At 60.5% G+C, this 24,821-nt stretch carries 20 protein-coding genes; all 20 read right to left on the reverse strand.

The annotated features are described in order from the left end of the window. Nucleotides 1-87: 87 nt before the first annotated feature. Nucleotides 88-822 (reverse strand): amino acid ABC transporter ATP-binding protein, encoded by a 735-nt coding sequence (locus tag CKW21_RS01535; protein ID WP_095192263.1) that lies wholly within the window; start codon nt 820-822, stop codon nt 88-90. Then, nucleotides 815-1,774, reverse strand: a complete 960-nt coding sequence (locus CKW21_RS01540; protein ID WP_095192264.1) for an amino acid ABC transporter permease — start codon at nt 1,772-1,774, stop codon at nt 815-817. Before CKW21_RS01540 ends, CKW21_RS01535 begins: the two co-directional genes overlap by 8 nt. A gap of 136 nt (nt 1,775-1,910) precedes the next feature. Then, nucleotides 1,911-2,708, reverse strand: a complete 798-nt coding sequence (locus tag CKW21_RS01545; RefSeq protein WP_095192265.1) for a transporter substrate-binding domain-containing protein — start codon at nt 2,706-2,708, stop codon at nt 1,911-1,913. Between the two features lie 221 nt (nt 2,709-2,929). Next, nucleotides 2,930-5,500 (reverse strand): glucans biosynthesis glucosyltransferase MdoH, encoded by a 2,571-nt coding sequence (mdoH, locus tag CKW21_RS01550; RefSeq protein ID WP_095192266.1) that lies wholly within the window; start codon nt 5,498-5,500, stop codon nt 2,930-2,932. After that, a complete protein-coding gene (locus CKW21_RS01555) occupies nt 5,493-7,310 on the reverse strand; it encodes a glucan biosynthesis protein G (protein WP_095192267.1) in 1,818 nt (605 codons plus the stop codon). The genes mdoH and CKW21_RS01555 overlap by 8 nt, the downstream gene beginning before the upstream one ends. A 321-nt stretch (nt 7,311-7,631) precedes the next feature. Then, entirely contained in the window at nt 7,632-8,069 is a 438-nt protein-coding gene (gene dtd, locus CKW21_RS01560; protein ID WP_095192268.1) for a D-aminoacyl-tRNA deacylase, read from the reverse strand. Beyond that, complete coding sequence (pip, locus tag CKW21_RS01565; RefSeq protein ID WP_095192269.1) at nt 8,066-9,037, reverse strand: prolyl aminopeptidase; 972 nt, start codon at nt 9,035-9,037, stop codon at nt 8,066-8,068. The genes dtd and pip overlap by 4 nt, the downstream gene beginning before the upstream one ends. Before the next feature lie 104 nt (nt 9,038-9,141). After that, the gene (locus CKW21_RS01570; RefSeq protein ID WP_095192270.1) at nt 9,142-10,059 is read right to left on the reverse strand and encodes an alpha/beta hydrolase; all 918 of its coding nucleotides are present in this window, start codon (nt 10,057-10,059) and stop codon (nt 9,142-9,144) included. Between the two features lie 148 nt (nt 10,060-10,207). Beyond that, a complete protein-coding gene (locus CKW21_RS01575; RefSeq protein ID WP_095192475.1) occupies nt 10,208-11,155 on the reverse strand; it encodes a choline ABC transporter substrate-binding protein in 948 nt (315 codons plus the stop codon). Between the two features lie 280 nt (nt 11,156-11,435). Beyond that, nucleotides 11,436-12,239 (reverse strand): N-formylglutamate deformylase, encoded by an 804-nt coding sequence (gene hutG / locus CKW21_RS01580; protein WP_095192271.1) that lies wholly within the window; start codon nt 12,237-12,239, stop codon nt 11,436-11,438. A gap of 10 nt (nt 12,240-12,249) precedes the next feature. Next, nucleotides 12,250-13,455, reverse strand: a complete 1,206-nt coding sequence (gene hutI, locus CKW21_RS01585) for an imidazolonepropionase (RefSeq protein WP_095192272.1) — start codon at nt 13,453-13,455, stop codon at nt 12,250-12,252. 101 nt (nt 13,456-13,556) lie between these two features. Further along, the gene (gene hutH / locus CKW21_RS01590; protein WP_095192273.1) at nt 13,557-15,095 is read right to left on the reverse strand and encodes a histidine ammonia-lyase; all 1,539 of its coding nucleotides are present in this window, start codon (nt 15,093-15,095) and stop codon (nt 13,557-13,559) included. A gap of 128 nt (nt 15,096-15,223) precedes the next feature. Further along, nucleotides 15,224-16,747 (reverse strand): histidine ammonia-lyase, encoded by a 1,524-nt coding sequence (gene hutH / locus CKW21_RS01595; RefSeq protein WP_095192274.1) that lies wholly within the window; start codon nt 16,745-16,747, stop codon nt 15,224-15,226. A gap of 141 nt (nt 16,748-16,888) precedes the next feature. After that, complete coding sequence (locus tag CKW21_RS01600) at nt 16,889-17,722, reverse strand: glycine betaine/L-proline ABC transporter ATP-binding protein (RefSeq protein ID WP_095192275.1); 834 nt, start codon at nt 17,720-17,722, stop codon at nt 16,889-16,891. After that, nucleotides 17,719-18,570, reverse strand: a complete 852-nt coding sequence (locus CKW21_RS01605; protein ID WP_008058061.1) for a proline/glycine betaine ABC transporter permease — start codon at nt 18,568-18,570, stop codon at nt 17,719-17,721. Before CKW21_RS01605 ends, CKW21_RS01600 begins: the two co-directional genes overlap by 4 nt. A 70-nt stretch (nt 18,571-18,640) precedes the next feature. Beyond that, nucleotides 18,641-19,609: an ABC transporter substrate-binding protein gene (locus CKW21_RS01610; RefSeq protein WP_095192276.1), complete on the reverse strand. Its 969-nt coding sequence runs from the start codon at nt 19,607-19,609 to the stop codon at nt 18,641-18,643. 68 nt (nt 19,610-19,677) lie between these two features. Next, the gene (locus CKW21_RS01615) at nt 19,678-21,150 is read right to left on the reverse strand and encodes a cytosine permease (RefSeq protein WP_095192277.1); all 1,473 of its coding nucleotides are present in this window, start codon (nt 21,148-21,150) and stop codon (nt 19,678-19,680) included. 169 nt (nt 21,151-21,319) lie between these two features. Then, entirely contained in the window at nt 21,320-23,008 is a 1,689-nt protein-coding gene (gene hutU, locus CKW21_RS01620) for a urocanate hydratase (RefSeq protein WP_095192278.1), read from the reverse strand. Nucleotides 23,009-23,504: 496 nt separating this feature from the next. After that, nucleotides 23,505-24,074: a HutD family protein gene (locus tag CKW21_RS01625; RefSeq protein ID WP_095192279.1), complete on the reverse strand. Its 570-nt coding sequence runs from the start codon at nt 24,072-24,074 to the stop codon at nt 23,505-23,507. 10 nt (nt 24,075-24,084) lie between these two features. Beyond that, nucleotides 24,085-24,795: a histidine utilization repressor gene (hutC, locus tag CKW21_RS01630; protein ID WP_170948611.1), complete on the reverse strand. Its 711-nt coding sequence runs from the start codon at nt 24,793-24,795 to the stop codon at nt 24,085-24,087. Nucleotides 24,796-24,821 lie beyond the last annotated feature (26 nt).

The raw sequence follows: 24,821 nt of genomic DNA on the forward strand, positions 1-24,821 counted from the left end.
CTTCGCGAGCAGGCTCGCTCCCACAGAGTGCGCTAGATCCAATGTGGGGCGAGCCTGCTCGCGAAGGCGATTCGGCAGGCGCCGAGGTTAGAGAACCTGCCGCAAAAACGCCTGCGCCCGCGGGTCCTTCGGTGCATCGAAGAACTCCGCCGGCGAAGCATCTTCGAGCAACTTGCCGTGATCGAAGAACAACACCCGGTCCGCCACTTCCCGGGCAAAGCCCATTTCGTGGGTAACACAGACCATGGTCATGCCTTCCAGGGCCAGGTTTTTCATCACGTCCAACACTTCGCCAACCATTTCCGGGTCCAGCGCCGAGGTCGGTTCGTCGAACAGCATGACCTTCGGCTCCATGGCCAGTGCGCGGGCAATCGCCACGCGCTGTTGCTGGCCGCCGGACAGGCGCGACGGAAACTCGTTGGCCTTCTGCGCAATCCCGACTTTCTCCAGCAGCGCCAGGGCCTTGGCCTCGCGCTCTTTCTTGCCGCGCTTGCGCACGACCTTCTGGGCCAGGCACAGATTCTCCAGCACGGTCATGTGCGGAAACAGGTTGAAATGCTGGAACACCATGCCGACTTCGCGGCGATAGGCGTTCACATCGGTTTTCGGGTCGGCCAGTTGCAGGCCGTCGATGCTCACCGAGCCGGAGTCGAACGCTTCCAGGCCATTGAGGCAGCGCAGGAACGTCGATTTGCCGGAACCGGACGGACCGATCACCACCAACACTTCGCCCTTGGCTACATGGGTGGACACGTTATCCACCGCGCGCACCACCTGGCCACGGGTGTCGAAGACTTTTACCAGATCGCGGACTTCAATCACTTTGCGCGAGCCTCCGCTCAAGCCGGCCGGCGATTTTCGACAGCGGCAGGTTGATCAACAAATACAGTCCGGCAACGCAGAACAGGATTTCGAACGGCGAGAACGACGTGGTGATGACTTCACGACCGCTTTTGAGCAGTTCGGTAATCGCGATCACCGACACCAGCGAGGTGTCTTTCACCAGACTGATGAATTGCCCGGCCAGCGGTGGCAGCACGCGTTTGAACGCTTGCGGCAGGACCACGTGACGCATCGACTGGCCAGCGCTCAAACCCAGGGAGCGCGCGGCTTCGTTCTGGCCACGGGCAATCGACTGCACCCCGGAGCGGATGATTTCCGCTACGTAAGCGCCGGTGAACAGTGACAGCGCGGCAATCCCGGCGAATTCCCGGGACAGGTTCATCACCGTACCGATGAAGAAATAGAAAATGAAGATCTGTACCAGCAGCGGCGTGCCGCGCACCAGTTCGACGTAAATGGTCGAGAGATCGCGCAGCGTCGGGTTGTTCGACAGCCGGCACAGGCCGGTGGCGAGGCCGATCAGCAGACCGAGCACGCCAGACACCACGGACAGCCACAAGGTCGTCCAAAGCCCCCACATCAATGGCCCTGCGGCCCAGTGGCGGGTCACGCCGATCACATCGCCTTCGGCAACTTCATCGCCCTGGGCGACTTGCAGGCTGTTTTCGTCAACGGTCAGGTGTTGCTCGTCACCCGCGTCGTTGCGCAAGGTGATTTCAGCCTTGTCGCCCTTGCGCACCAGTTCGCTGACGGTGGAGATGTCGGCGGCGCGCTGGGACTCTTCGGCGTGGTAGGCGAAGTACTGCGGCACACGGTTCCAGCGCCATTCGTAGGACATCAGCGAGGTGGCGTAATACAGCGCGCCGGCCAGGCCGATCAGCACCAGCACGGTCAATACGTGCCAGGGCCATTGGGCTTTTTTATGCTTCATTTACTCTGCAAATTCCGAATTTTGTGTCGCGAAGGAGGCCGTCTTCGCGAGCAGGCTAGCTCCCACATTGAACCGAGATCAAATGTGGGAGCGAGCCTGCTCGCGAATGGGGCGACTCGGTCTGTCAGACCGAGTGTTACTCCATGTCCTTGAGCCACTCGGTGCTCTTGAACCACTTGTCATGGATGCGATCGTAGGTGCCGTCTTCGTGGATCTGGTGCAGGAAGTTGTTGATGAAGTTGAGGCTGTCGTAGTCACCCTTCTTCAGACCGAAGGCCAGAGGCTCGTAGGTGAACGGCTTGTCGAGGAACACCAGTTTGCCGTTACCCACCTTGTTCAGCGCCACGACGTTGTAAGGCGCGTCGTAGATAAAGGCATCAGCCTTGCCGTTGACCACGTCGAGCACGGCTTCCTGCTCGTTGTCGTAGCCGTGGTACTTGGCTTTGGAGATCAGCTTTTTGGCGACCATTTCGCCGGTGGTGCCGAGCTTGGAGGTGATGCGGTAATCGGCAGTGTTCAGGTCTTTATAGGACTTGATAGTGCCTTCCAGCTCCTTGCGGATCAGCAGCGTCTGGCCGACCACGATGAAGGGGTCGCTGAAGTTCAGGCGCAGGTTGCGCTCCTGGGTCAGGGTCATGCCGCTGCCGATCATGTCGAACTTGTCGGTCAGCAGGGCCGGGATAATGCCGTCGTAACCGGTGGACACCAGTTCCAGCTTGACGCCCATGGCCTTGGTCATGGCCTTGAGGATGTCGACTTCGAAGCCGATGATCTCGCCGCGTTTGTTGGTCATTTCGAACGGCATGTAGGTCGGATCCATGCCGACCTTCAATGTGCCGCGCTTGACCGCGTCATCAATGGCACCGGCCTGCGCCGCGCTGACTGCAACCAATGCCGTGACGCCGACCAGCAGCATCGACAGATACTTCTTCATCTTCAAGTCCCCAAAACCATTGCGTTTGCGGCGCGAAATCGACTGTTTTCCTGTGAAAACCGATAGATACGGACACAAAACGGTCCGGGCGCACCAATTCGGGGACGGATGCTAACGCACTCGCTCGATTGCACAAGGGTTTAGGCGGGATTTGTTGCTCGAACACTGACCGTTGATCGTCAACGCAAAAAAAAGCCCCGCTGATTTAGCGGGGCTTTTCATCATGCCAACTGAGGCTGAACGCTCAGCGGCCTGAGCGGCAGCAGCGGTGCATGGGGATCGGCCTTGACCGACTTGCGCCATGCGCCCAGCCACTCGGCGTGGCCTTCGTTCCAGACCTGATCATGCAGGCGAGCCAATGCCACCGGGTCGCTCAGCAACTGCACACGCTCGTTGTTGGTCAGGCCTTCCGGTCCGACCTTCATAGCGTGGCGTACCCGCTCTACCCGCAACCATTCGATCGGCTCGGCCTCGCGGTGACGAGAAGTCGCCAGCGAACACGCCAAGGCGTTCTGCTGTGGATCGACCACCGAACGTATGAAGCCGTCGTTCAGTGCGTGCCAGCGGTTTTCATGGGTGTACTGGTCGGTCGCCAGCAACGCCTGTGGCGGATTGTATTCCTCGGGGATGAGGAACAGGCTCTCGTCACGGGACTTGAGGCCCAGGCCGACACGACTGGAAATCACCGACACCGGGATCGACAGCATCAACGAACCGACGATCGGCACCAGCCACCACAGGAAGCTCGGGTTCAGCCAAATCACCAGCAAGGCCCAGAAGAAGCCCAGCAAGGTTTGCGGACCGTGGCGCTTGACCGCTTCGCTCCATGGCGTGGAGTCATCGTCACGCTGCGGCGAGTTCCAGGTCGCGGCCCAACCCAGGAACGCGGCGAGGACAAAACGGGTGTGGAAAATCATCCGCACCGGCGCCAATAGCATGGAGAACAGCATCTCCAGCAGCATCGACAGCGTCACCTTGAACTTGCCACCGAACTCTTTCGCGCCCTTGGCCCAGATCAGGATGATGCTCAACAGCTTCGGCAGGAACAGCAGCACGATCGTGGTCGAGAACAGCGCGATTGCCTTGTCCGGGTGCCATTGTGGCCACAGCGGGTAAAGCTGGCGCGGTTCGAGGAAGTACTGCGGCTCCATCAGCGTGTTGACCGCCAGCAGCGCCGTCGACAACACCAGGAAGAAGAACCACAGCGGCGCCGACAGGTAAGACATCACACCGGTCAGGAACACCGCACGGTGCACCGGGTGCATGCCCTTGACCAGGAACAGGCGGAAGTTCATCAGGTTGCCGTGGCACCAGCGACGGTCACGCTTGAGTTCGTCCAGCAGGTTCGGCGGCAGCTCTTCATAGCTGCCCGGCAAGTCGTAGGCAATCCACACGCCCCAACCGGCACGGCGCATCAGCGCGGCTTCTACGAAGTCGTGGGACAGGATCGCACCGGCAAACGCGCCTTTACCGGGCAGCGGCGCCAGGGCGCAGTGCTCGATGAACGGCTTCATGCGAATGATCGCGTTGTGGCCCCAGTAGTGCGATTCGCCCAACTGCCAGAAGTGCAGACCGGCGGTGAACAGTGGACCGTATACCCGGGTGGCGAACTGCTGCATGCGCGCATACAGGGTGTCCATGCCCGACGCACGCGGCGCGGTCTGGATGATCCCGGCATCCGGCGTGGCTTCCATCAGGCGCACCAGGCTGGTCAGGCACTCGCCGCTCATCACGGAGTCGGCGTCGAGTACGACCATGTATTTGTAATCACCCCCCCAACGACGGCAGAAGTCGTCGAGGTTACCGCTTTTACGTTTAACGCGACGACGGCGGCGGCGATAGAAGATCTTGCCGAAGCCCTTGGCTTCGCGGCAGACGTCCAGCCAGGCCTGCTGCTCGGCGACGCAGATATCGGCGTCGTTACTGTCGCTGAGGACGAAGAAGTCGAAACGATCGAGGTCACCCGTGGCCGCGACCGACTCGAACGTCGCGCGCAGACCGGCGAACACCCGCGGCACGTCTTCGTTGCAGATCGGCATCACCAGTGCAGTGCGCGCGTCCTTCGGAATCGGCTCGTTGCCGGCGCTTTTGCCGGAAATGCGGTATTTGTCGTGACCGGTGAGCAACTCGAGGAAGCCCATCAGCGCAGTCCAGAAACCGGCCGAAACCCAGCAGAAAAGAATCCCGAACAGGATCAGGATGCTGGTCTGCAACGCATACGGCAGCACTTGCGTGGCGGTTTGCAGGAACGGTTGGTGCAGCACTTCTTCGAGGTCGACGAACGACCAGCCCTGGTACGGCATGATGCCTTTCATGTACCAGCCGGCGACGATGGTCTGGCCGAGCATCAGCACCAGAAGAATGTAACGGCGGATCGAACCGACGGTGCGCCAGCGTGCCGCCGGGAGCACGTTCTCGTCTTTCGGCGGCTTGGGCGGATTGGTGCGACCGGTGAGGCGCCGCCAGCCGCGCACCAGAATGTTGGTACGCCATGGCTCCGGCACAACCTTGGTCCGGCGAATCGGTGGGGTTGCCTTGAGGCAGACCCGACCGCTGGCGTCGAGCGCCAGCATTTCGGCGTCTTGCAATTCTTCGGCGGTGCTGAGCGTCAGGCGCTTGCCCACCGAAGCCTGGGCGGCCTCAGTCGGCGCGTCGAACGTCGAAGACGACAGACGCTCATGCAGTTCACTGAAGGACCTGCAGCCCGCGAGTTCCGCGCGCTGCTGGTCGGTCATCGGCAGATGCGCCAGATACTCGGAAAGCGTCTCTGGCTGTACTTGAGAATTACTCATCGGCAGGCAACTGATAGCTCCAGGTCTCGGTCAGGACTTCTTCAGTCGGTGCCGATTCCGGTGTGGCTGGGGCCGCGTCGGCAGCAGCAGGCTGCTTGGCGTCATTGTTGTTCGCCTTGTCCTTGGCAGCTGCGACTGGCTTGGCTTCGGCCTGCTTGGCTTCGGCGGCCTTCGCTTCCTTCTCCGCTTTCTCCGCTTGCTTGGCAGCCACCTTGTCGGCCTTGGCAACGGAAGAGTTGGACGCAGGAATCGAAGTCTTGGCCAGATCGGCAGGCACGATGTTCTGCACCAGTGCAGCACGCATTTCGGTGGACTTGCTCGGGTCCTTGATCTTCATGCGCAGGGTCAGGCGCCAGCCCTTGGTTTCAGGGTTGTAGCGCACGCTGTTCTCGACCAGTTCGGCGTTTTCGCCGACGCTGACCTGGCTGCGCACATCGGTGTCCGGTGCCAATGCCGCCAGGGACGGACCTTCGAAGTCCACCAGATAAGCAACGCTACCGTCCGGCTGACGAATCAGGTTGGACTGTTTGACGTCACCGGTGGATTTCAGCGTCTGACTGACCCAGGCACTGTCTGGTGCGTGCAACGCCGCTTCGTCCATGGTCCAGTGCATGCGATAGGCGAAGTCCAGCGGCTGGCCTGGTTCCGGCATCTTTTCCGGGCTCCAGAAAGCCACGATATTGTCGTTGGTTTCGTCGGCGGTCGGAATCTCGACCAGATCGACGGTGCCCTTGCCCCAGTCGCCTTTCGGTTCGATCCAGGCGCTTGGGCGCTTGTCGTAGCGGTCGTCGAGGTCTTCGTAGTGGCTGAAGTCACGGCCACGTTGCAGCAAGCCGAAGCCGCGCGGGTTCTCGACCGAGAAATTGCTCACCGCCAGGTGTTTCGGGTTGTTCAGCGGACGCCAGATCCACTCGCCGTTGCCGGCATGGATCGCCAGGCCGCTCGAATCGTGCAGTTCGCGACGATAGTTGAGGATTTTCGACGGCTGGTTGGCGCCGAACAGGAACATGCTGGTCAGTGGAGCGATACCCAGTTTGCCGACCTTGTCGCGCAGGAACATCTGCGCCTTGACGTCGACAATGGTGTCGCTGCCCGGACGCAGGGTCAGACGATAAGCACCGGTCGCCCGTGGCGAATCCAGCAGCGCGAAGATCACCAGGTGCTTGTCGCCCGGCTTCGGCTGCTCGATCCAGAACTCGCGAAAACGCGGGAATTCTTCACCGGACGGCAACGCGGTATCGATCGCCATGCCGCGAGCGGACAAGCCGTAGACGTGCCCCTTGCCAACAACGCGGAAGTAACTCGCGCCGAGCATGGTCATGATTTCGTCTTGCTTGTCGGCCTTGTTGACCGGGTACAGCACGCGGAAACCGGCGTAGCCCAGTTGTTCCGTGGCCTTGGGGTCGAACTTGACGTCGCCGAAATCGAAACGACTTGGATCGTATTTGATCTCTTCGACGGTGTTCGCGGTGATTTCGTTGATTTTCACCGGCGTATCGAAGTGCATGCCCTGGTGATAAAAGGACAGCTTGAATGGGGTCTTCTGGTCCGCCCATTCGGCTTTTTCCGTCAGAAAACGAATTTTCTGATAATCGGCGAACTTCATTTCGCGGAATTCGGTCGGCAGGTTACTGCGCGGCGCTTCGTATTTCTGAGCAGCCAGCTCTTTTGCCTTGGCCGACACATCATCCAGATTGAATGCCCAAAGCTGGCCCGCGCTGAGCAGGCAGAGCATTGCCGAGCCCGCTACCAGAGCGCTACGTAACCGTTTGGCAGACAATTTTGGTGCGTTACAGGGACTAACAATCACGAGCAACCCTCGCCGAAAACAGATCAAAAAACCAACGGCCAGTTAAAGGGTCTGTACGGTATCCGGTGTGAAAAACCCGGCCTTGCAGACCACTCTTGCCAAGTTGGCGAGCATTGTTCCGACTCCGATGGGGCGAAATGATTCCCCAAACGGTTCAGGACAAGTCTCTACCTAAGTCAAAATGGACCAACGAACGCTGATCCCCGTAGCGCGCGATTATCTAGTAGGCCGCGTTACAACGCATCAGGGGTAACAAAGTATTTATCGGGAAAAACGCCTGTTTTCAGTCGAAAAGCGCTTAAAAAGATGTTTCAAGCGCTTTCAGGTCTGTAACAGGAAGGTTACCGGGCCATCATTGACCAGGTGCACCTGCATATCCGCGCCGAATCTACCTGATGCCACAGTGCCATGCACCTGTTTCGCTTTAACTAATAGATAGTCGAAAAGCTCCTCACCCAGGGCCGGGGGGGCCGCGGTCGAAAAACTCGGGCGCAACCCGTTCTTGGTGTCGGCGGCCAGGGTGAATTGCGAGACCAGCAACAACCCGCCGCCCACATCCGACAGGGACAGATTCATCTTGCCCTCAGCGTCGCTGAACACCCGATAGTTAAGCAGCTTATTGAGAAGTTTGTCGGCGCTGGCCCGAGTGTCCTCGGGCTCGACGGCCACCAGCACCAGCAAGCCCTGGTCGACCGCACCCACCACCTCCCCCGCCACCTCGACTCGCGCGCCACGCACGCGTTGCAGCAACCCCTTCATGCTTCGTCGGGAGCCAGATCGAGCAAACGTCGCGCCATCCGATCGGCAGCACGCACCAATGCGTCGGTAATCCCGGGTTCAGCGGCGGCATGGCCAGCGTCACGGATGATTTGCAGTTCGCTGTTCGGCCAGGCCTGGTGCAGCTCCCAGGCGTTATCCAGCGGGCAAATCACGTCATAGCGACCATGGATGATCACGCCGGGCAAATGGGCGATTTTGTCCATGTCGCGAATCAACTGATTGGCCTCAAGGAACGCATTGTTGGTGAAGTAGTGGCATTCGATGCGAGCAATGGACAGCGCGCGCTGGGGCTCGGAAAAACGATCGACCACCAGCGGGTTCGGACGCAGGGTCGCGGTCCGGCCTTCCCACGTGGACCAGGCCTTGGCCGCGTGCATCTGGGCGATCTGATCGTTGCCGGTCAGGCGTTTGTGGAAGGCGGTGAGCAGATCGCCACGTTCGTCCAACGGGATCGGGGCGATGTAGTCCTGCCAGTAATCCGGGAACAAGCGGCTGGCGCCAGCCTGATAGAACCACTCGATTTCCTGCGGACGGCAGAGAAAAATGCCGCGCAGGATCAGGCCGTGTACACGCTCCGGGTGGGTTTGCGCGTAGGCCAGCGCCAGGGTCGATCCCCAGGAACCGCCGAACAGCACCCACTTGTCGATGCCCAAGTGCTCGCGGATTCGCTCAAGGTCGGCGACCAGATCCCAGGTGGTGTTGTTTTCCAGACTGGCGTGGGGCGTGGAACGCCCGCAACCCCGCTGGTCGAAAGTCACGATACGGTACAGGTTGGGATCGAAGTAGCAGCGGCTCGCCGCATCGCACCCGGCGCCGGGGCCGCCGTGTATGAAAACCACCGGCAATCCTTCCGGTGAACCGCTTTCGTCGACATACAGCGTGTGAGTCTCGTCGACGGCCAGATCGTGCCGGGCGTGAGGTTTGATCTGCGGGTACAAAGTCTGCATTGCGCGCTCCGTAAGGGGTCGAGGTCATCCCTGGGGGGACTTCTATTATTCTGCCGTCCGGCATCATAAACCCGAATTACGCCAATGAGCATGCCCTTGCGGAGTCAGAGTTTTGCCGCCAGAAAATCAATCAATGTTTGATACAGCGCATCGACCTCGGCCGCCTGCCCTCGCGCCCGTAAACAGCCATGAACCAGTCCATTGCCGTAGTACAGCGTCGTGGGCACGCCGGCGGCGTTAAGTCGTTCGGCATACTGCACGCCGTCATCGCGCAGCGGGTCGAATTGCGCCACCGCGATCCAGGCCGGTGGTAACCCGCTCACATCCCCGGCCAGCAACGGCATCGCGTAAGCGCCCGGCTTTGGCGTGCCACGCAGATACAACGCCTGATAACAATCCAGGTCGCTGCTGCCGAGCAACGGGGCGTCAGCGCATTCGCTGCGTGACGGTAACCGGTGATCACCACCGAGTCCCGGATAAATCAGGACTTGCGCGCATGGCACCGGCTCGCCGGCATCGCGTAGCGCCAGGCACAACGCAGCAGCAAGATTGCCGCCGGCGCTGTCCCCGGCCACCAACGTACGCTCTGGGTCCAGCCGAAACGGCCCGGTACGCAACGCCCGCCAGACGGCCAGGCAGTCATCGAAGGCGGCCGGAAACGGATGCTCCGGCGCCAGACGGTAATCGACGGCAATCACCAACACACCCAGTGTCGAGGCCAGCTCGGCGCAGATGAAATCGTGGGAGTCAAGATCCCCCACCACCCACCCGCCGCCGTGTAAGTAAACGACGCAGGGCACACCGCCAGCAGAGGGTGAATCCGGGGGTTGATACGAGCGAACGCAGACACCCGCCAACTCGAAATCGACCACGTACAGCCCGGCCGGACGGGGTGGCGTGAACGCCCGGCACATCTCGCTGTAGGCCTGGCGCAATCCTTCCAGACTGGTTTCGGTGCTGTTGAAACTGACGGTTTTCTTGACGAAAGCCTGCATCTGTTCAGAAAGCAAGTAAGGAGCCATGAGCCTGTTGCCCGTTCAGGGAAAATATAGGGGGCCTGCCCCCTGTGGGAGCGAGCAGGCTCGCGAAGGCGGTGTGTCAGACAACATCAATCCTGGCTGGCACACTCTTTCGCGAGCAGGCTCGCTCCCACAGGTTTCGCGGTTGCCGTCAGTTTTTCAAACTGGCCTGAACCGTGGCCACGCCGTCCTTGCCATCAAAACTGCTGACACCCGCCAGCCAGCGTTGCAAATCCTGCGGGTGCTCACGCAACCATTTTTTTGCGACGTCCTGGGGTGTCTGACGCTCCATGATCGGCACCATCAACTGGCTTTCCTGGGCGGCGGTGAAGGTCAGGTTTTCCAGCAAGCGATAGACATTCGGGCAACGTTCGGCGTAGTCGGGGGCGGTTACGGTAGAAACGGTCGCCGCGCCTTCGTTCGGCCCGTAGACGTCTTCACTGCCGGTCAGGTACGCGATGCTCATGTTGATGTTCATCGGGTGCGGGGTCCAGCCGACAAACACCACGAACTCCTTGCGGTTCACGGCCCGTTGCACCGCGGCGAGCATGCCGGCCTCACCGGATTCGATCAGCTTGAAGTCCTTGAGACCGAAGTGATTGGTCTCGATCATGGTTTTGATCGTGGTGTTGGCGCCGCTGCCCGGTTCGATGCCGTAGATCTTGCCGCCGAGCTGATCCTTGAACTTTGCGATATCGGCGAAGGTTTTCAGGCCGGCGGCCGCCACGTAGTCAGGGACCGCGAGGGTCGCCTGGGCATCAGCCAGGCTTGGCCGGTCCATGACCTTGACCTGATTGGCGGCCAGGAACGGCGCGATGTTCTTGTCCATCGCCGGTTTCCAGTAACCGAGGAAGATGTCCAGGCGCTTGTCGCGGATACCGGCAAAGATGATTTGCTGCACGGCGCTGGTTTGCTTGCTTTCATAACCGAGGCCATTGAGCAGCACGTCGGCCATGCCGCTGGTGGCGATCACGTCGGTCCAGTTGACCACGCCCATGCGCACGGCCTTGCAGGAAGGGTCGTCAGCGGCCAGGACGCTGGCGCTCAGAAAAGCAGTGCCGCAGAGGATTGAGAGACAGCGGGTGAACAGACCTTTGATGCTTGTCATGGGGAGCATTCTCGTGCGGCAGCGGATTATTGTCGGGCCGGTGTCTTTGTGCACCGTGCCGGAAACATTACGCAGCAGACGAGCGGTAAAAGCGACCTGTGGCGACCGTGTTTTGCACGGTGGCGACTGTCAGCACGCACGAATCTGTGGCGAGACAAAATACCTGTGGGAGCGAGCCTGCTCGCGAAGGCGGAATATCAGCCAACTGAGATGTTGACCGAAATACAGCTTTCGCGAGCAGGCTCGCTCCCACAGGGTTATTCGCCCGGCTTTAACGGTTGTAGTGCTTTTTGCCCCAGGCCAACAAGCCTTGCAGCAACTCTTTGAGCACCACCCGCGTCGGCTCCGCCAGATCCGCGCGATAACGGAACGGCTCGAACTCTTCCATATACGTGCACTGGCCCAACTCCAGTTGCACCGCATGAATGTTTTCCGCTGGATTGCCGTAATGGCGGGTGATGTGGCCGCCCTTGAAGCGCCCGTTCAGCACATGGCTGTAGTCCGGGTGCCCGGCGCAGATCGCTTCCAGCTGCGAAGCCAACTGCGGATCGCAACTGGCACCGTTGAAGGTGCCGAGGTTGAAATCCGGCAGTTTGCCGTCGAACAGGTGCGGGATCAGCGAGCGGATCGAGTGCGCGTCGAACAGCAGCGCATAGCCGAACTCGGCTTTGAGACGCGCCAGTTCCTGCTGCAAGGTGCTGTGGTATGGCGTCCAGATCTGCTCCAGATAAGTCGCGCGCTCGGCTTTCGAAGGTTCCAGACCTTCGCGAAACAGCGGTACGCCGTCAAACAGTGTCGCCGGGTACAGACCGGTGGTGGCGCCCACGTACAACGGCTTGTCGTCGGATGGCCGGTTCAGGTCGATGACAAACCGCGAATACTCCGCGGCCAAGGTGCTGGCGCCCAGTTCAGCGGCGAAGTCGTACAGCTGCGGGATGTGCCAGTCGGTGTCCGGCAGGCTTTTCGCCTGGGGAATCAACCCGGCTTCGACCGCCGGGGTCAGACGCACACCGGCGTGAGGCATGCTGATCAGCAGCGGCACGCGGCCTTGTTTGAAGTTCAGAACCTTATCCACAACTGCTCTCCTACACGCTCGTTTCGACGCCGTGACGCACGACGCGTTTTTCCAGATCGCCGCCCAGCCAGTACGACAGGTCGGCTGGACGATCGATTTGCCAGGCGACGAAATCCGCCACCTTGCCGGCCTCGATCGAACCGTGGGTGTCGGCCATGCCCAATGCCGTAGCCGCATGGATCGTCGCGCCTGCGAGGGCTTCTTCCGGGGTCATGCGGAAACAGGTGCAAGCCATGTTCAGCATCAAGCGCAACGACAGCGCTGGCGAGGTACCGGGATTGAGGTCGCTGGCAATGGCGATTTTCACGCCGTGCTTGCGCAGGGCGTCCATCGGCGGCAATTGGGTTTCGCGCAGGAAATAGAAGGCGCCAGGCAGCAACACTGCCACGGTGCCAGACGCGGCCATGGCGATGGCGTCTTCTTCCGTCATGAATTCCAGATGATCAGCGGACAGTGCGTGATAACGCGCCGCCAGGCTGGAACCGTGCAAGGACGACAACTGCTCGGCGTGCAGCTTCACCGGCAAGCCCAGTTTCTGTGCGGTGATAAACACGCGCTCGACCTGCGCTGGCGAAAACGCCAGATACTCGCAGAACGCGTCGACCGCATCCACCAGCCCTTCGGCAGCCAGGGCCGGGAGCATTTCAGAGCAGATGTGTTCGATGTAGTCGTCGGCGCGATCGACATACTCTGGCGGCAAGGCGTGAGCGGCCAGGCAGGTACTGCGCACGCTGATCGGCAGTTCGGCACCGAGACGACGGGCGACTCGAAGCATCTTGCGTTCGTTGGCCAGGTCCAGGCCGTAGCCGGATTTGATTTCGACGCTGGTGACGCCGTCACGCATCAGGCTTTTCAGGCGCTTGGCGGCGCTGGCGAACAATTCGTCTTCGCTCGCCGCACGGGTGGCGCGTACGGTGCTGGCGATGCCGCCGCCGCTTGCGGCGATTTGCGCGTAGCTGACGCCTTGCAGGCGCTGCTCGAATTCACCGCTGCGGTTACCGCCAAACACCGTGTGGGTATGGCAGTCGATCAGGCCCGGTGTGACCCAGGCCCCTTTCAAATCATTGACCGCCGGGTATTCGCCGGACGGCAGTTCACTGCGCGGGCCGACCCACTCGATGTGCGCACCGGACGTCACGATGGCCGCATCCTCGATGATCGAGTAGACGCCTTGCGCCATGGTTGCGACGTGGCAGTGTTGCCAGAGGGTTTTCATCCCTTAGTCTCCACAAATTTATAGATCGATTCGCGAGCAGGCTCGCTCCCACAGTGGAATGCGTACTCCCTGTGGGAGCGAGCCCGCTCGCGAAGAGGCCCTTACAGGCTCGGCAGCAACTTCGCCGTGACCAGCTCATTCAGGCAACGCGACGCCAACAACTCAGTCGCTGCATTGATGTCCGGCGCGAAGAAACGGTCCTTTTCATAGAACGGCACTTCCTTACGCAGAATCGCCCGAGCCTTTTCCAGTTTCGGCGAGGTCTTCAGACCGTTGCGCAGATCCAGACCCTGGGCCGCCGCCAGCCATTCCACAGCCAGAATGCCACGGGTGTTTTCAGCCATTTCCCACAGGCGCTTGCCGGCAGCCGGGGCCATGGACACGTGGTCTTCCTGGTTGGCGGACGTCGGCAGACTGTCTACCGAATGCGGATGAGACAGCGCCTTGTTTTCGCTGGCCAGAGCGGCCGCGGTCACCTGGGCGATCATGAAACCGGAGTTCACGCCGCCATTGGCCACCAGGAACGGCGGCAGTTGCGACATGTGTTTGTCCATCATCAGCGAGATGCGGCGTTCGCTCAGGGAGCCGATTTCAGCGATGGCCAGCGCCATGTTGTCAGCGGCCATGGCCACTGGTTCGGCGTGGAAGTTGCCGCCGGAAATCACGTCACCTTCAGCGGCGAACACCAGCGGGTTGTCGGAGACCGCGTTGGCTTCGACAGCCAGCACTTCGGCGGCCTGACGGAACTGGGTCAAGCAGGCGCCCATGACTTGCGGCTGGCAACGCAGGGAGTACGGGTCCTGGACCTTTTCGCAGTTCTCGTGAGAATCAGAGACTTCACTGCGCTCGCCCAGCAGATCGCGGTAAGCGGCGGCAGCATCAATCTGGCCTTTCTGGCCACGGGCGGCGTGGATGCGTGCGTCGAATGGCGAACGCGAACCGAGTACCGCTTCGACCGACAGACCACCCAGGGCCAGGGCACCGGCGAACAGGTCCTCACCTTCGAACAGACCGCGCAGGGCAAACGCAGTGGACACCTGGGTGCCGTTGAGCAGCGCCAGGCCTTCCTTCGCAGCCAGGGTCAAGGGTTTCAGGCCAGCGATTTTCAGTGCTTCGGTGGCTTCCATCCACTCGCCCTTGTAGCGAGCCTTGCCTTCACCCAGCAGCACCAGCGACATGTGCGCCAGCGGCGCCAGGTCACCGGAGGCACCGACCGAACCTTTAAGCGGAATGTGCGGGTAAACCTCGGCGTTGATCAAAGCGATCAGCGCATCGATCACGACGCGGCGAATACCCGAGAAGCCACGGCTCAAGCTGTTGACCTTGAGCACCATGACCAAACGCACCAATGCGTCGCTGATCGGCTCGCCGACACCGGCGGCGTGGGACAGCACCAGCGAGCGCTGCAGGTTTTCCAGGTCTTCGCTGGCGATGCGAGTCGACGCCAGCAGGCCGAAACCGGTGTTGATGCCGTAAGCGGTACGGTTTTCGGCGAGGATCTGTTCCACGCAGGCGACGCTGGCTTCGATCTGGGCCGAAGCGCTTTGGTCGAGGGTCAGTTTCACCGGCTGCTGATAAACATCACGCAGTTGGGCAAGGGTCAGTTGGCCGGGAATCAAATTAAGCGCAGTCACATTCATTCTCCTTTTGAGAGTTTTCTTCTTTTTTCAAGAAGAGTACTACCAGACGCTCCGGAGATATCCGTTGTCCGTCGCTTCCCCCTTTTGTGAGAGGGCTGGCGCCTTGGCACGCTGGTTTTGTTTAAAAATCAGTTCAAATTCGGCAAGGCTTTTTGCAGCAAGGCCGGGTCTTTCAAAACGCCGGCGGCGGCGGCGATGTCCGGTGCCAGCCAGCGATCCTGATCGTAGGCAGGCACGCGCTCACGTAGCAGGCGCCACGCCGCATCGGTGCCTGCACCAAAACGTTGTTCCTTGAGGAACTCGAAAGCCTGGGCCGCCAGCAGGTACTCGATGGCGAGGATCTGCGTGCAATTTTCCAGGGCGCGATGCAGCTTCAACGCGGCGTTGGTGCCCATGCTCAGGTGGTCTTCCTGCAAGCCCGAAGTCACGTAGTTATCGAGCACTGCCGGTTGCGCCAGCTGACGGTTCTCCGCGCACAGCGAAGCGGCGACGTATTGCACGATCATCATCCCGGAGTTCACCCCCGGGTTGGCCACCAGGAACGCCGGCAGACCGCTGACGTGCGGGTTGATCAAACGGTCCAGGCGTCGTTCGGCGATGGAGCCGATTTCCGCCATGGCAATGGCCAGCAAATCCGCTGCCAGCGCCACCGATTGACCGTGCGGGTTCGCCTGGGACATGACGCGGAAGTTGTCCGGCGTCCCCAGCAGCAGCGGGTTATCGGTGCAGCCGTTGAGTTCGGTTTCGACTTGTTTGATAGCGTGTTCGAGCTGATCGCGAGCGGCGCCATGCACCTGCGGGATCGAGCGGATGCTCAGCGCATCCTGAGTACGAATGCCTTTGCTCTGGGCAATCACTTCACTGCCATCGAGCAGTGCGCGCAGATTGATCCCGACCTGTTGCATGCCTGGATGCGGCTTGAGCGCGATGATCTCGGCATCGAACGCATCGATCTGCCCACGCTGGGCCTCGAAGCTCATGGCACTGATCACGTCGGCCCACTGCAACAGACGCGTGGCGTCGGCAATCGCCAGACAGCTGAGACCGCTCATGCACGGCGTACCGTTGACCAGGCACAGACCGTCCTTGGCGCCGAGTTGAACCGGTTGCAGGCCTTCTTCGACCAGCGCCTGTTGTGCGGACACGATTTGCCCGCGATAGCTGACGTTACCGACACCCAGCAAAGTGATGCTGATATGGGCCATGTGGGTCAGGTAACCGACCGAACCCTGGGAGGGCACTTGCGGGGTGATGCCGCGGTTGAGCAGCGCCAGCAGGGCTTCGACCACCCGGCGATGCACGCCGGATTTGCCCTGGGTGAAATTGAGGATAGCCGCACACATGATTGCGCGGGTCTGCTCGTCGGCCAACGGAGCGCCAACGCCACAGGCGTGACTGAGCAGAGTGTTGCGCGACAGTTGGCTGAGTTGTTCGTCCTTCAGCGAGACATTGCACAAGGCACCCAGGCCGGTGTTGACGCCATAGGCGCGTTCGCCGCTGGTGACGATGCGCTGGACGATTGCCTGGGCATTCTCGATCCGTGCCCAGGCCTGCGCCGACAGCTCAAGCTGTGCGCCATGGCGGGCGACCGCGACCACATCCTGCCAACGCAACGGGGCATCGGCGATAACGATTTTTTCAGCCTGGGACATTATTAACCTCATGCGTACAACCTGAATATTGATGCAGCTCTGCCGCCGCCTTCGCGAGCAGGCTCGCTCCCACAGGGGTATGCATTCCAATGTGGGAGCGAGCCTGCTCGCGAAGAGGTCAGCACAGTCACTGCAAATCTCTTAAACCACCGCCGCCCGCCGCTGTACGAACCGGTCGACATATTCATCCGCCGGCGAATGCAGGATCTCTTTCGGGGTGCCTACCTGAATCAGGCGGCCGTCCTTGAGGATCGCGATGCGGTTGCCGATGCGCACGGCCTCGTCGAGGTCGTGGGTGATGAAAACGATGGTCTTGTGCAGGGTCTTTTGCAGTTCCAGCAACTGGTCCTGCATCTCGGCGCGGATCAGCGGGTCGAGGGCACTGAAGGCTTCGTCCATCAGGATGATGTCAGTATCCGCCGCCAAGGCGCGGGCCAGGCCCACGCGCTGACGCATGCCGCCCGAAAGCTGGTGCGGGTATTTGTTTTCGTAGCCCTTGAGGCCCACGGTGTTGATCCAGTGCAGCGCGCGCTCGGTGCACATCTGCTTGCTCTCGCCACGCACTTTCAAGCCGTAGGCGACGTTATCCACCACGGTTTTGTGGGGCAGCAGGCCGAAGCTCTGGAACACCATGCTGATCTTGCGCCGACGAAATTCGCGCAGGGCTTCCATGTCGTATTGCAGGATGTCCACGCCGTCCACCAGGATCGCGCCGCTGGTCGGGTCGATCAGGCGATTGAAGTGGCGCACCAGGGTCGACTTGCCGGAACCCGACAGGCCCATGATCACGAAGATCTCGCCACTACCGATGCTCAATGACAGGTCGTTCACGCCGACAACGCAGCCGGTTTCGGCCAGCACCTGGTCCTTGGTCTTGCCCTGGCCGACCATGGCCAGTGCATCCTGGGCACGGTTGCCGAAAATCTTGAAGACGTTTTTGACTTCGATCTTGCTGATGTCTTCGTTGCTGTTCATTTGCTCACCTCATGCCGTGCGCGACCGTACGCCTGTGTAATGCGGTCGATCACCACTGCCAGAATCACGATCGCCAGACCGGCCTCCAGGCCACGTCCGACGTTGAGGGTCTGAATCCCCACCAACACGTCTTCACCCAGGCCACGGGCACCGATCATCGAGGCGATCACCACCATCGACAGGGCCATCATGGTGGTCTGGTTGATCCCGGCCATGATGCTCGGCAGGGCCAGCGGGAGTTGCACGCCGAACAGTTGCTGCCAGCGGTTGGCACCGAAGGCGTTGATCGCTTCCATCACTTCACCGTCGACCTGGCGAATGCCCAGATCGGTCAGGCGGATCAGCGGTGGCGCGGCGTAGATCACGGTGGCGAAAATCGCCGGGACCTTGCCCAGGCCGAACAGCATCAGCACCGGGATCAGGTACACGAAGCTCGGCATGGTCTGCATGATGTCCAGCAGCGGCATCAGCACCGAACGCAGGCGATTGCTGCGCGCCGAGAGAATGCCCAGCGGAATGCCGATGAGCACCGAGATGACCGTTGCCACCATCATCAGCGCCAGGGTTTGCATCAGCTTGTCCCAGAGGCCGACCGCGCCCACCAGGAACAGCAAACCGACGATGACCGCTGTGGTCACCACTTTGCGCGTCGCGTGCCAGGCCACACCGGCAACGATCGCCAGCATCAGCCACCAGGGCGCCGCGCGTAGCAGCCCTTCAAGATTGACGATGGCCCACAACAGGGTGTCGGAGATGCTGCGGAACACATCGCCGTAGTTGGTGACCAGCGAATCGACCCAACCGTTGACCCAGTCGGCGATGGAAAAAGTAAAGCTTTCGGGAAACATAAGAGACTCTCAATCAAGGGGTTGCGATCAAGCATCCGACTGCCGTCGCCGGCAGTCGGTGAGGCTCAACCTACAAGGCCGCGTCGATCTTTTTGGCTGCGTCTTCGCTCACCCATGCGTGCCAGACTTCAGGATGTTCCTTCAGGAAGATCTTGGCCAGTTTTGGCGACTCGATACGCTCTTTGCTCATGCGACCCAGGTTCTGGTTCAGCAGGTCGATTGGAACGTTGACCTTTTCCAGCACGGCCACCAGTTCCGGCGCTTGCTCATGGAAAGTCTTGGACAGGCCGACCTTGATGGTCACGGTCTTGTTCACGCCGGGTTTCTCTTCGAGCTTCACGACGTCGACCTGGCCCATCAGCGGCGTTGGCGACCAGTAGTAGAACAGGATCGGCTCGCCACGCTTGTAGCTCGACAGCACGGCGGCATCCAGCGCCGGGCCGGTGCCTGGGCGGAAGTTGGTGTAGGAGCTTTCCAGACCGTAGCTTTTCAGCATTTCGCTGTTGTCGAGCTCACAGGTCCAACCGGCCGGGCAATTGTAGAAACGGCCCTTGGAAGGCTCTTCGGCGTCCTTGAACACCGCCGAGTACTTGGCCAGATCGGCAATGTTTTTCAGGTCCGGCGCCTTGGCTTCCAGTTTGCGCTTCGCGTCGCCTTCGATCACGTAGCGCGGCACATACCAGCCTTCTACAGCGCCGACGACCGGAGCACCGACGCCGACGACCTTGCCGGCCTTCTCGGCCTTGTTCCAGACCTCGCTGCGGCCAACCCACTCTTCGGCGAACACCTGGATGTCATTGCTGCTCAAGGCGTTTTCCATGGTGATGGAGTTGCCCGGCAGGCTGTCGGTCTTGCAGTCGTAACCCTTCTCCAACACGACTTGCATCACGTCGGTCAACAGCATGGCGCTTTCCCAGTTCAGGCCGGCGAATTTCACCGGTTTGCCCGACTCGCACCAACCCGCCGCCTGAGTGGCGCCGGCGCTGGCCAGCAGGCCCATGGAAAGCAATGTGGTCAGCAGGGTCTTGTTCGATTTCATTGTGTGACGCTCCTAATCATGAATTGGCTTACGGCAGTCAAGAGGCATCCAGCCCTGTCCACGTCCAATCAGGCCTGCGCCGCAGCGCGACCGGCCCCGCTTGTTTCTGGTTGTACAACGCTGCCCTGCTCGACCGGCAGGATCAGCTTATCGGGTACCGTGCCGTGCCATTTTTTCGCACACACGTAATACAGCGCTGCGGGAAGCACCAGACCGATGATCCAGGAAATATCCACACCCCCCAATGCTTCCACCAGCGGTCCGGTATAAAACTTGGTGGCGATGAACGGCAGCTGCACCAACACACCGAACACATAGACGCTGATACCGAGGGCGTTCCAACGGCCGTAACGACCGTTCGGATCGGCCAGCGCCGGTACGTCATAGCGCTCGCGGGTAATGCAGTAGTAGTCCACCAGGTTGATCGCGCTCCATGGCGTAAAGAACGCCAGCAAAAACAGGATGAAGGACTTGAACGCACCGAGGAACGAGTGCTGGCCGAGCAACGCCATCAGGGTCGCCGCACCCACGATGAGCAGCACGAACACCAGACGCTGCAAGCGCGTGACCTTCAGGTCACCACGGAAACCGCTGATGATGGTCGCAATGCACATGAAGCTGCCGTAGGAGTTCAGCGTGGAAATGGTGACCTTGCCGAACGCGATGCTGAAGTACAGCAGCGCAGCGGTGGCACCACTGCCGGCAAAACCAACGATGTAGGCCACTTCATGGCCGGCGTATTGGCCATTGGCCGAGGCGGCGGCAAACACACCGAGAATCATCGCCACTTGTGCGCCGATGACCGAACCTGCGCCCGCGGCGAAAAAGGTTTTCACCGAGGACGTTTGGCTCGGCAGGTAGCGTGAATAGTCAGCCACATAAGGGCCGAAGGCGATCTGCCAGGACGCCGCGAGCGACACCGCCAGCAGGAAGCTGCTCCAGCTGAAGTGACGGATTTGCAGCAATGCGCCAACATCGGTCTGGCTCATCAGACGGCTGAACAGGTAAACGAAGGCAATCACACCAATGACACTGGCAACACGGCCAATCCAATGGATCACCCGATAACCGAGCACCGTGACCAGCACGATGACACTGGCAAAAATCAGGATACCGACGCTGTCACTGACCCCGAACAACTGACCCAACGCCTGACCGGACAGCACGGTGCCCGTCGCGGTGAATCCGAGGTACATCAGGCAGACCAGCACGATCGGGATGGCCGCGCCATAAACGCCGAACTGCACCCGGCTGGAGATCATCTGCGGCAGGCCAAGCTTGGGCCCTTGCGCCGCGTGCAACGCCATGACGCCGCCGCCGAGCACTTGCCCGATCAGCAAACCGATCAACGACCAGAACACATCACCGCCCAACACCACGGCCAGGGCCCCGGTGACGATCGCGGTGATTTGCAGGTTGGCACCCATCCACAGGGTGAACTGGCTAAACAGACGACCGTGTCTTTCCGCTTCCGGGATGTAGTCGATCGAGCGCGTCTCGATCAACGGTTTGCTGCCTGCACGCTCGCTGTTAACAGCCATGGTTCAACCTCTGTGGATTGTTATTCTGGGTTTACCGATTATTTCTGGTTTGGCTCCTGTGGGAGCGAGCCTGCTCGCGAAGAGGCCAGCACATTCAACATCTATGTTTGCTGACATGCCGCATTCGCGAGCAGGCTCGCTCCCACATAAAGCCCCCTGATTTCCAGAGTTACTTGCCGGTAATCATCGGCAGGTTCAGCCCTTGTTCCTTGGCGCAGTCGATCGCGATCTGGTAACCCGCATCGGCGTGACGCATGACGCCGGTCGCCGGGTCGTTGTGCAGTACGCGAGCGATACGCTCCGCCGCTTCGTCAGTACCGTCGCAGACGATCACCATGCCCGAGTGCTGGGAGAAGCCCATGCCGACGCCGCCGCCGTGGTGCAGGGAAACCCAGGTCGCACCGCTCGCGGTGTTGAGCAGGGCGTTGAGCAATGGCCAGTCGGATACGGCGTCGGAACCGTCCTGCATCGATTCGGTTTCGCGGTTCGGGCTCGATACCGAACCGGAGTCCAGGTGGTCACGACCGATCACAATGGGAGCGGACAGTTCGCCGCTACGTACCATCTCGTTGAACGCCAGACCGAGCTTGGCGCGCAGGCCCAGGCCAACCCAGCAGATACGCGCCGGCAGACCCTGGAAGCTGATGCGCTCGCGCGCCATGTCCAGCCAGTTGTGCAGGTGAGCGTCGTCCGGGATCAGTTCCTTGACCTTGGCGTCGGTCTTGTAGATGTCTTCAGCGTTGCCCGAGAGCGCAGCCCAACGGAACGGGCCAATGCCACGGCAGAACAGTGGACGGATGTAAGCCGGTACGAAGCCCGGGAAGTCGAATGCGTTTTCCACGCCTTCTTCTTGCGCCATCTGACGGATGTTGTTGCCGTAGTCGAAAGTCGGGATGCCCATTTTCTGGAAATCCAGCATCGCTTTAACGTGCACGGCCATCGATTGCTTGGCGGCTTTGACCACGGCAGCAGGCTCGGTCTTGGCGCGAGCGCGGTACTCTTCCCAAGTCCAGCCGGCAGGCAGATAGCCGTTCAGCGGGTCGTGGGCGCTGGTCTGGTCGGTGACCATGTCCGGGCGCACGCCGCGACGGACCAATTCCGGAAGGATTTCAGCGGCATTGCCGAGCAGGGCGATGGAAATCGCTTTGCCTTCCTTGGTGTATTTGTCGATGCGGGCCAACGCGTCGTCGAGGTCTTTGGCTTGCTCGTCGACGTAGCGGCTGTTCAAGCGGAAATCGATGCTGACCTGCTGGCATTCGATGTTCAGCGAGCAAGCGCCGGCCAGGGTTGCAGCCAGAGGTTGAGCGCCACCCATGCCGCCCAGGCCTGCGGTCAGGACCCAACGACCTTTCAGGTCATCGTTGTAGTGCTGGCGACCGGCTTCGACGAAGGTTTCGTAGGTGCCCTGGACGATGCCCTGGCTGCCGATGTAGATCCAGCTGCCGGCGGTCATCTGGCCGTACATTGCCAGGCCTTTGGCGTCGAGTTCGTTGAAATGTTCCCAGCTGGCCCATTTTGGTACCAGGTTGGAGTTTGCGATCAGTACGCGCGGGGCATTGGCGTGGGTCTTGAACACGCCGACCGGCTTGCCGGATTGCACCAGCAGGGTCTCGTCGTCGTTCAGGTTGGTCAGGCTCTCGACGATCTTGTCGTAGCATTCCCAGTTACGTGCCGCACGACCGATACCACCGTAAACCACCAGTTCTTTAGGGTTCTCGGCGACTTCCGGATCGAGGTTGTTCATCAGCATGCGCAGCGGCGCTTCGGTCAGCCAGCTCTTGGCGGTCAGCTTGTTACCGCGAGCAGCGCGGATTTCAACGTCACGAAACTTAGTGGTTTTCTGGGTATTGTCAGTCACGAAAAAGACTCCTCAGCGATCAATCCAAACCAACCCTGGCGGTGGGTAAGCCAGCCTGTGCGCATCAAAGCGCTACAAGCGAATCAGTGGACGTTGCGGGGAGTCTCGATCGACTCATACGCATACGTCTTTACTTGTACATACAAGCATATGCAATCAAGCGGCCAACTTGTTGGATGGGCATTCAAGAAAACCATGCGCACGGCTGGAGAGCGCCTGGATCAAGGGCTCCGGCGTAGATGAAATTTTTCGAGGGGATTTAGTGGTGGAAGGGAGGGCTGTTACTTGAGTGTGGTTTTGCGCCACGCTGGGGCGTTCGGTAACAAAGTGGTGCGCGGAGGGAAACGGTATGAGTGGTAAAACAACATCGCGGGCAAACCACGCTCTCTGTAGGAGCGAGCTTGCTCGCGATGGTGGTCAACGATAACGCGCAGAACCAGATGCCCAGCGGCGAATTTTGGTTTTTCGCGAGCGAGCTCGCTCCTACAGAGATGGATCAGCGTGCGGTGAGTTCGATCACGCAACAGGCGTCATTGCTGGAAACTTCCAGCAGGCCAGTGTTACCGACAAGTTGCAGACAATCATGACGACCCAGTTGCGAAGCACTGTTACCGACCTTCACCTCCAGCGCATCGCTGACGCTGAACACCAGTACAGTCCCCGCCTCACTGAAAAACCGCTGCTCACCGCTCAACCATTGCAGCCGTGCGCTGTAACGCTTTGGCGCATAAATCAGGTTGAAATCGCGAATCGGTCCGCCGAGCAATGTGCAGGACACCTGGCTCTCGCCGCTGAAGGCAAACGGATCGATGGGCAACAACGGCCGTGTGACCTGGCCGTCGACCGACAAGGTCATGCCGTCGCCCTGGAGTACGGTGATGATTCGCTCATATCCGGCGAAGGTGGAAAATCCGCCCGATTCGCCGATGTCGGCAATCGAGAGGCGCCAGCCGAACCCATCCAGGCCGGTGCCGGCGTCGCGGGTGATTTCTTCGGTGCTGCCGCCGCCGTTTTTCCACGGCATGCGCGGGTAATCGACCGCGCGTAGAACCTTCAACTCACTCATTTACTGCTCTCTATTTATGAAAACGACCTTCCAGACGATGACGGGAACCGGGGTGGATCAAACGGGCAGCGGTCACCGGCTGGCGGCCGGACCAGGTGCGGCGACGGATCAGCAGGCACGGCTCGCCCTTTTCAATCTGCAACAACTTGCATTCGGAGGGTTCGGCCAGTATCGCCTCGACCACATGCTCGCCTTCGGTCAATGGCGCAACCTGATTCAGGTAGGCATAAGGCGTTTGCAGGGTGAAGTCCTGCTTGAGGTATTCCGGCGCCACCAGTGCGTTGACGAAACGGTCTTCGATTTGCACCGGGATGTCGTTTTCGAAATGCACGATCAGCGAGTGGAAGACTTTCTGCCCTTCACGCATATCCAGGGCCAGGGCGCGCTCGGACCCCGCGGCCTCTTCTTCAAGCGTGATGACTTTGCACGTGTGGCGGTGACCACGGGAGGCGATTTCGTCGGCGATGTTGTGCACTTCAAACAGGGCGGACTGGCTTTTCGGCTCGGCGACGAACGTGCCGACGCCTTGCATGCGCACCAACAGGCCATCGGCAGTCATCTCGCGCAGGGCGCGGTTGATGGTCATGCGGCTGAAACCCAACTGGCTGACCAGCTCGCTTTCCGACGGAACGCGGTAGTGCGGCGGCCAGTTTCCACTGTCGATTTGCTGGGTGATCATTTGTTTGACGCGGGCGTACAAGGGCGCCGGACTGTCGCCCATGTTCGCGGCCAACGGAGAGACTGGAG

The organism is Pseudomonas sp. Irchel 3A7 (assembly GCF_900187565.1).
Classification (GTDB): Bacteria; Pseudomonadota; Gammaproteobacteria; order Pseudomonadales; family Pseudomonadaceae; genus Aquipseudomonas.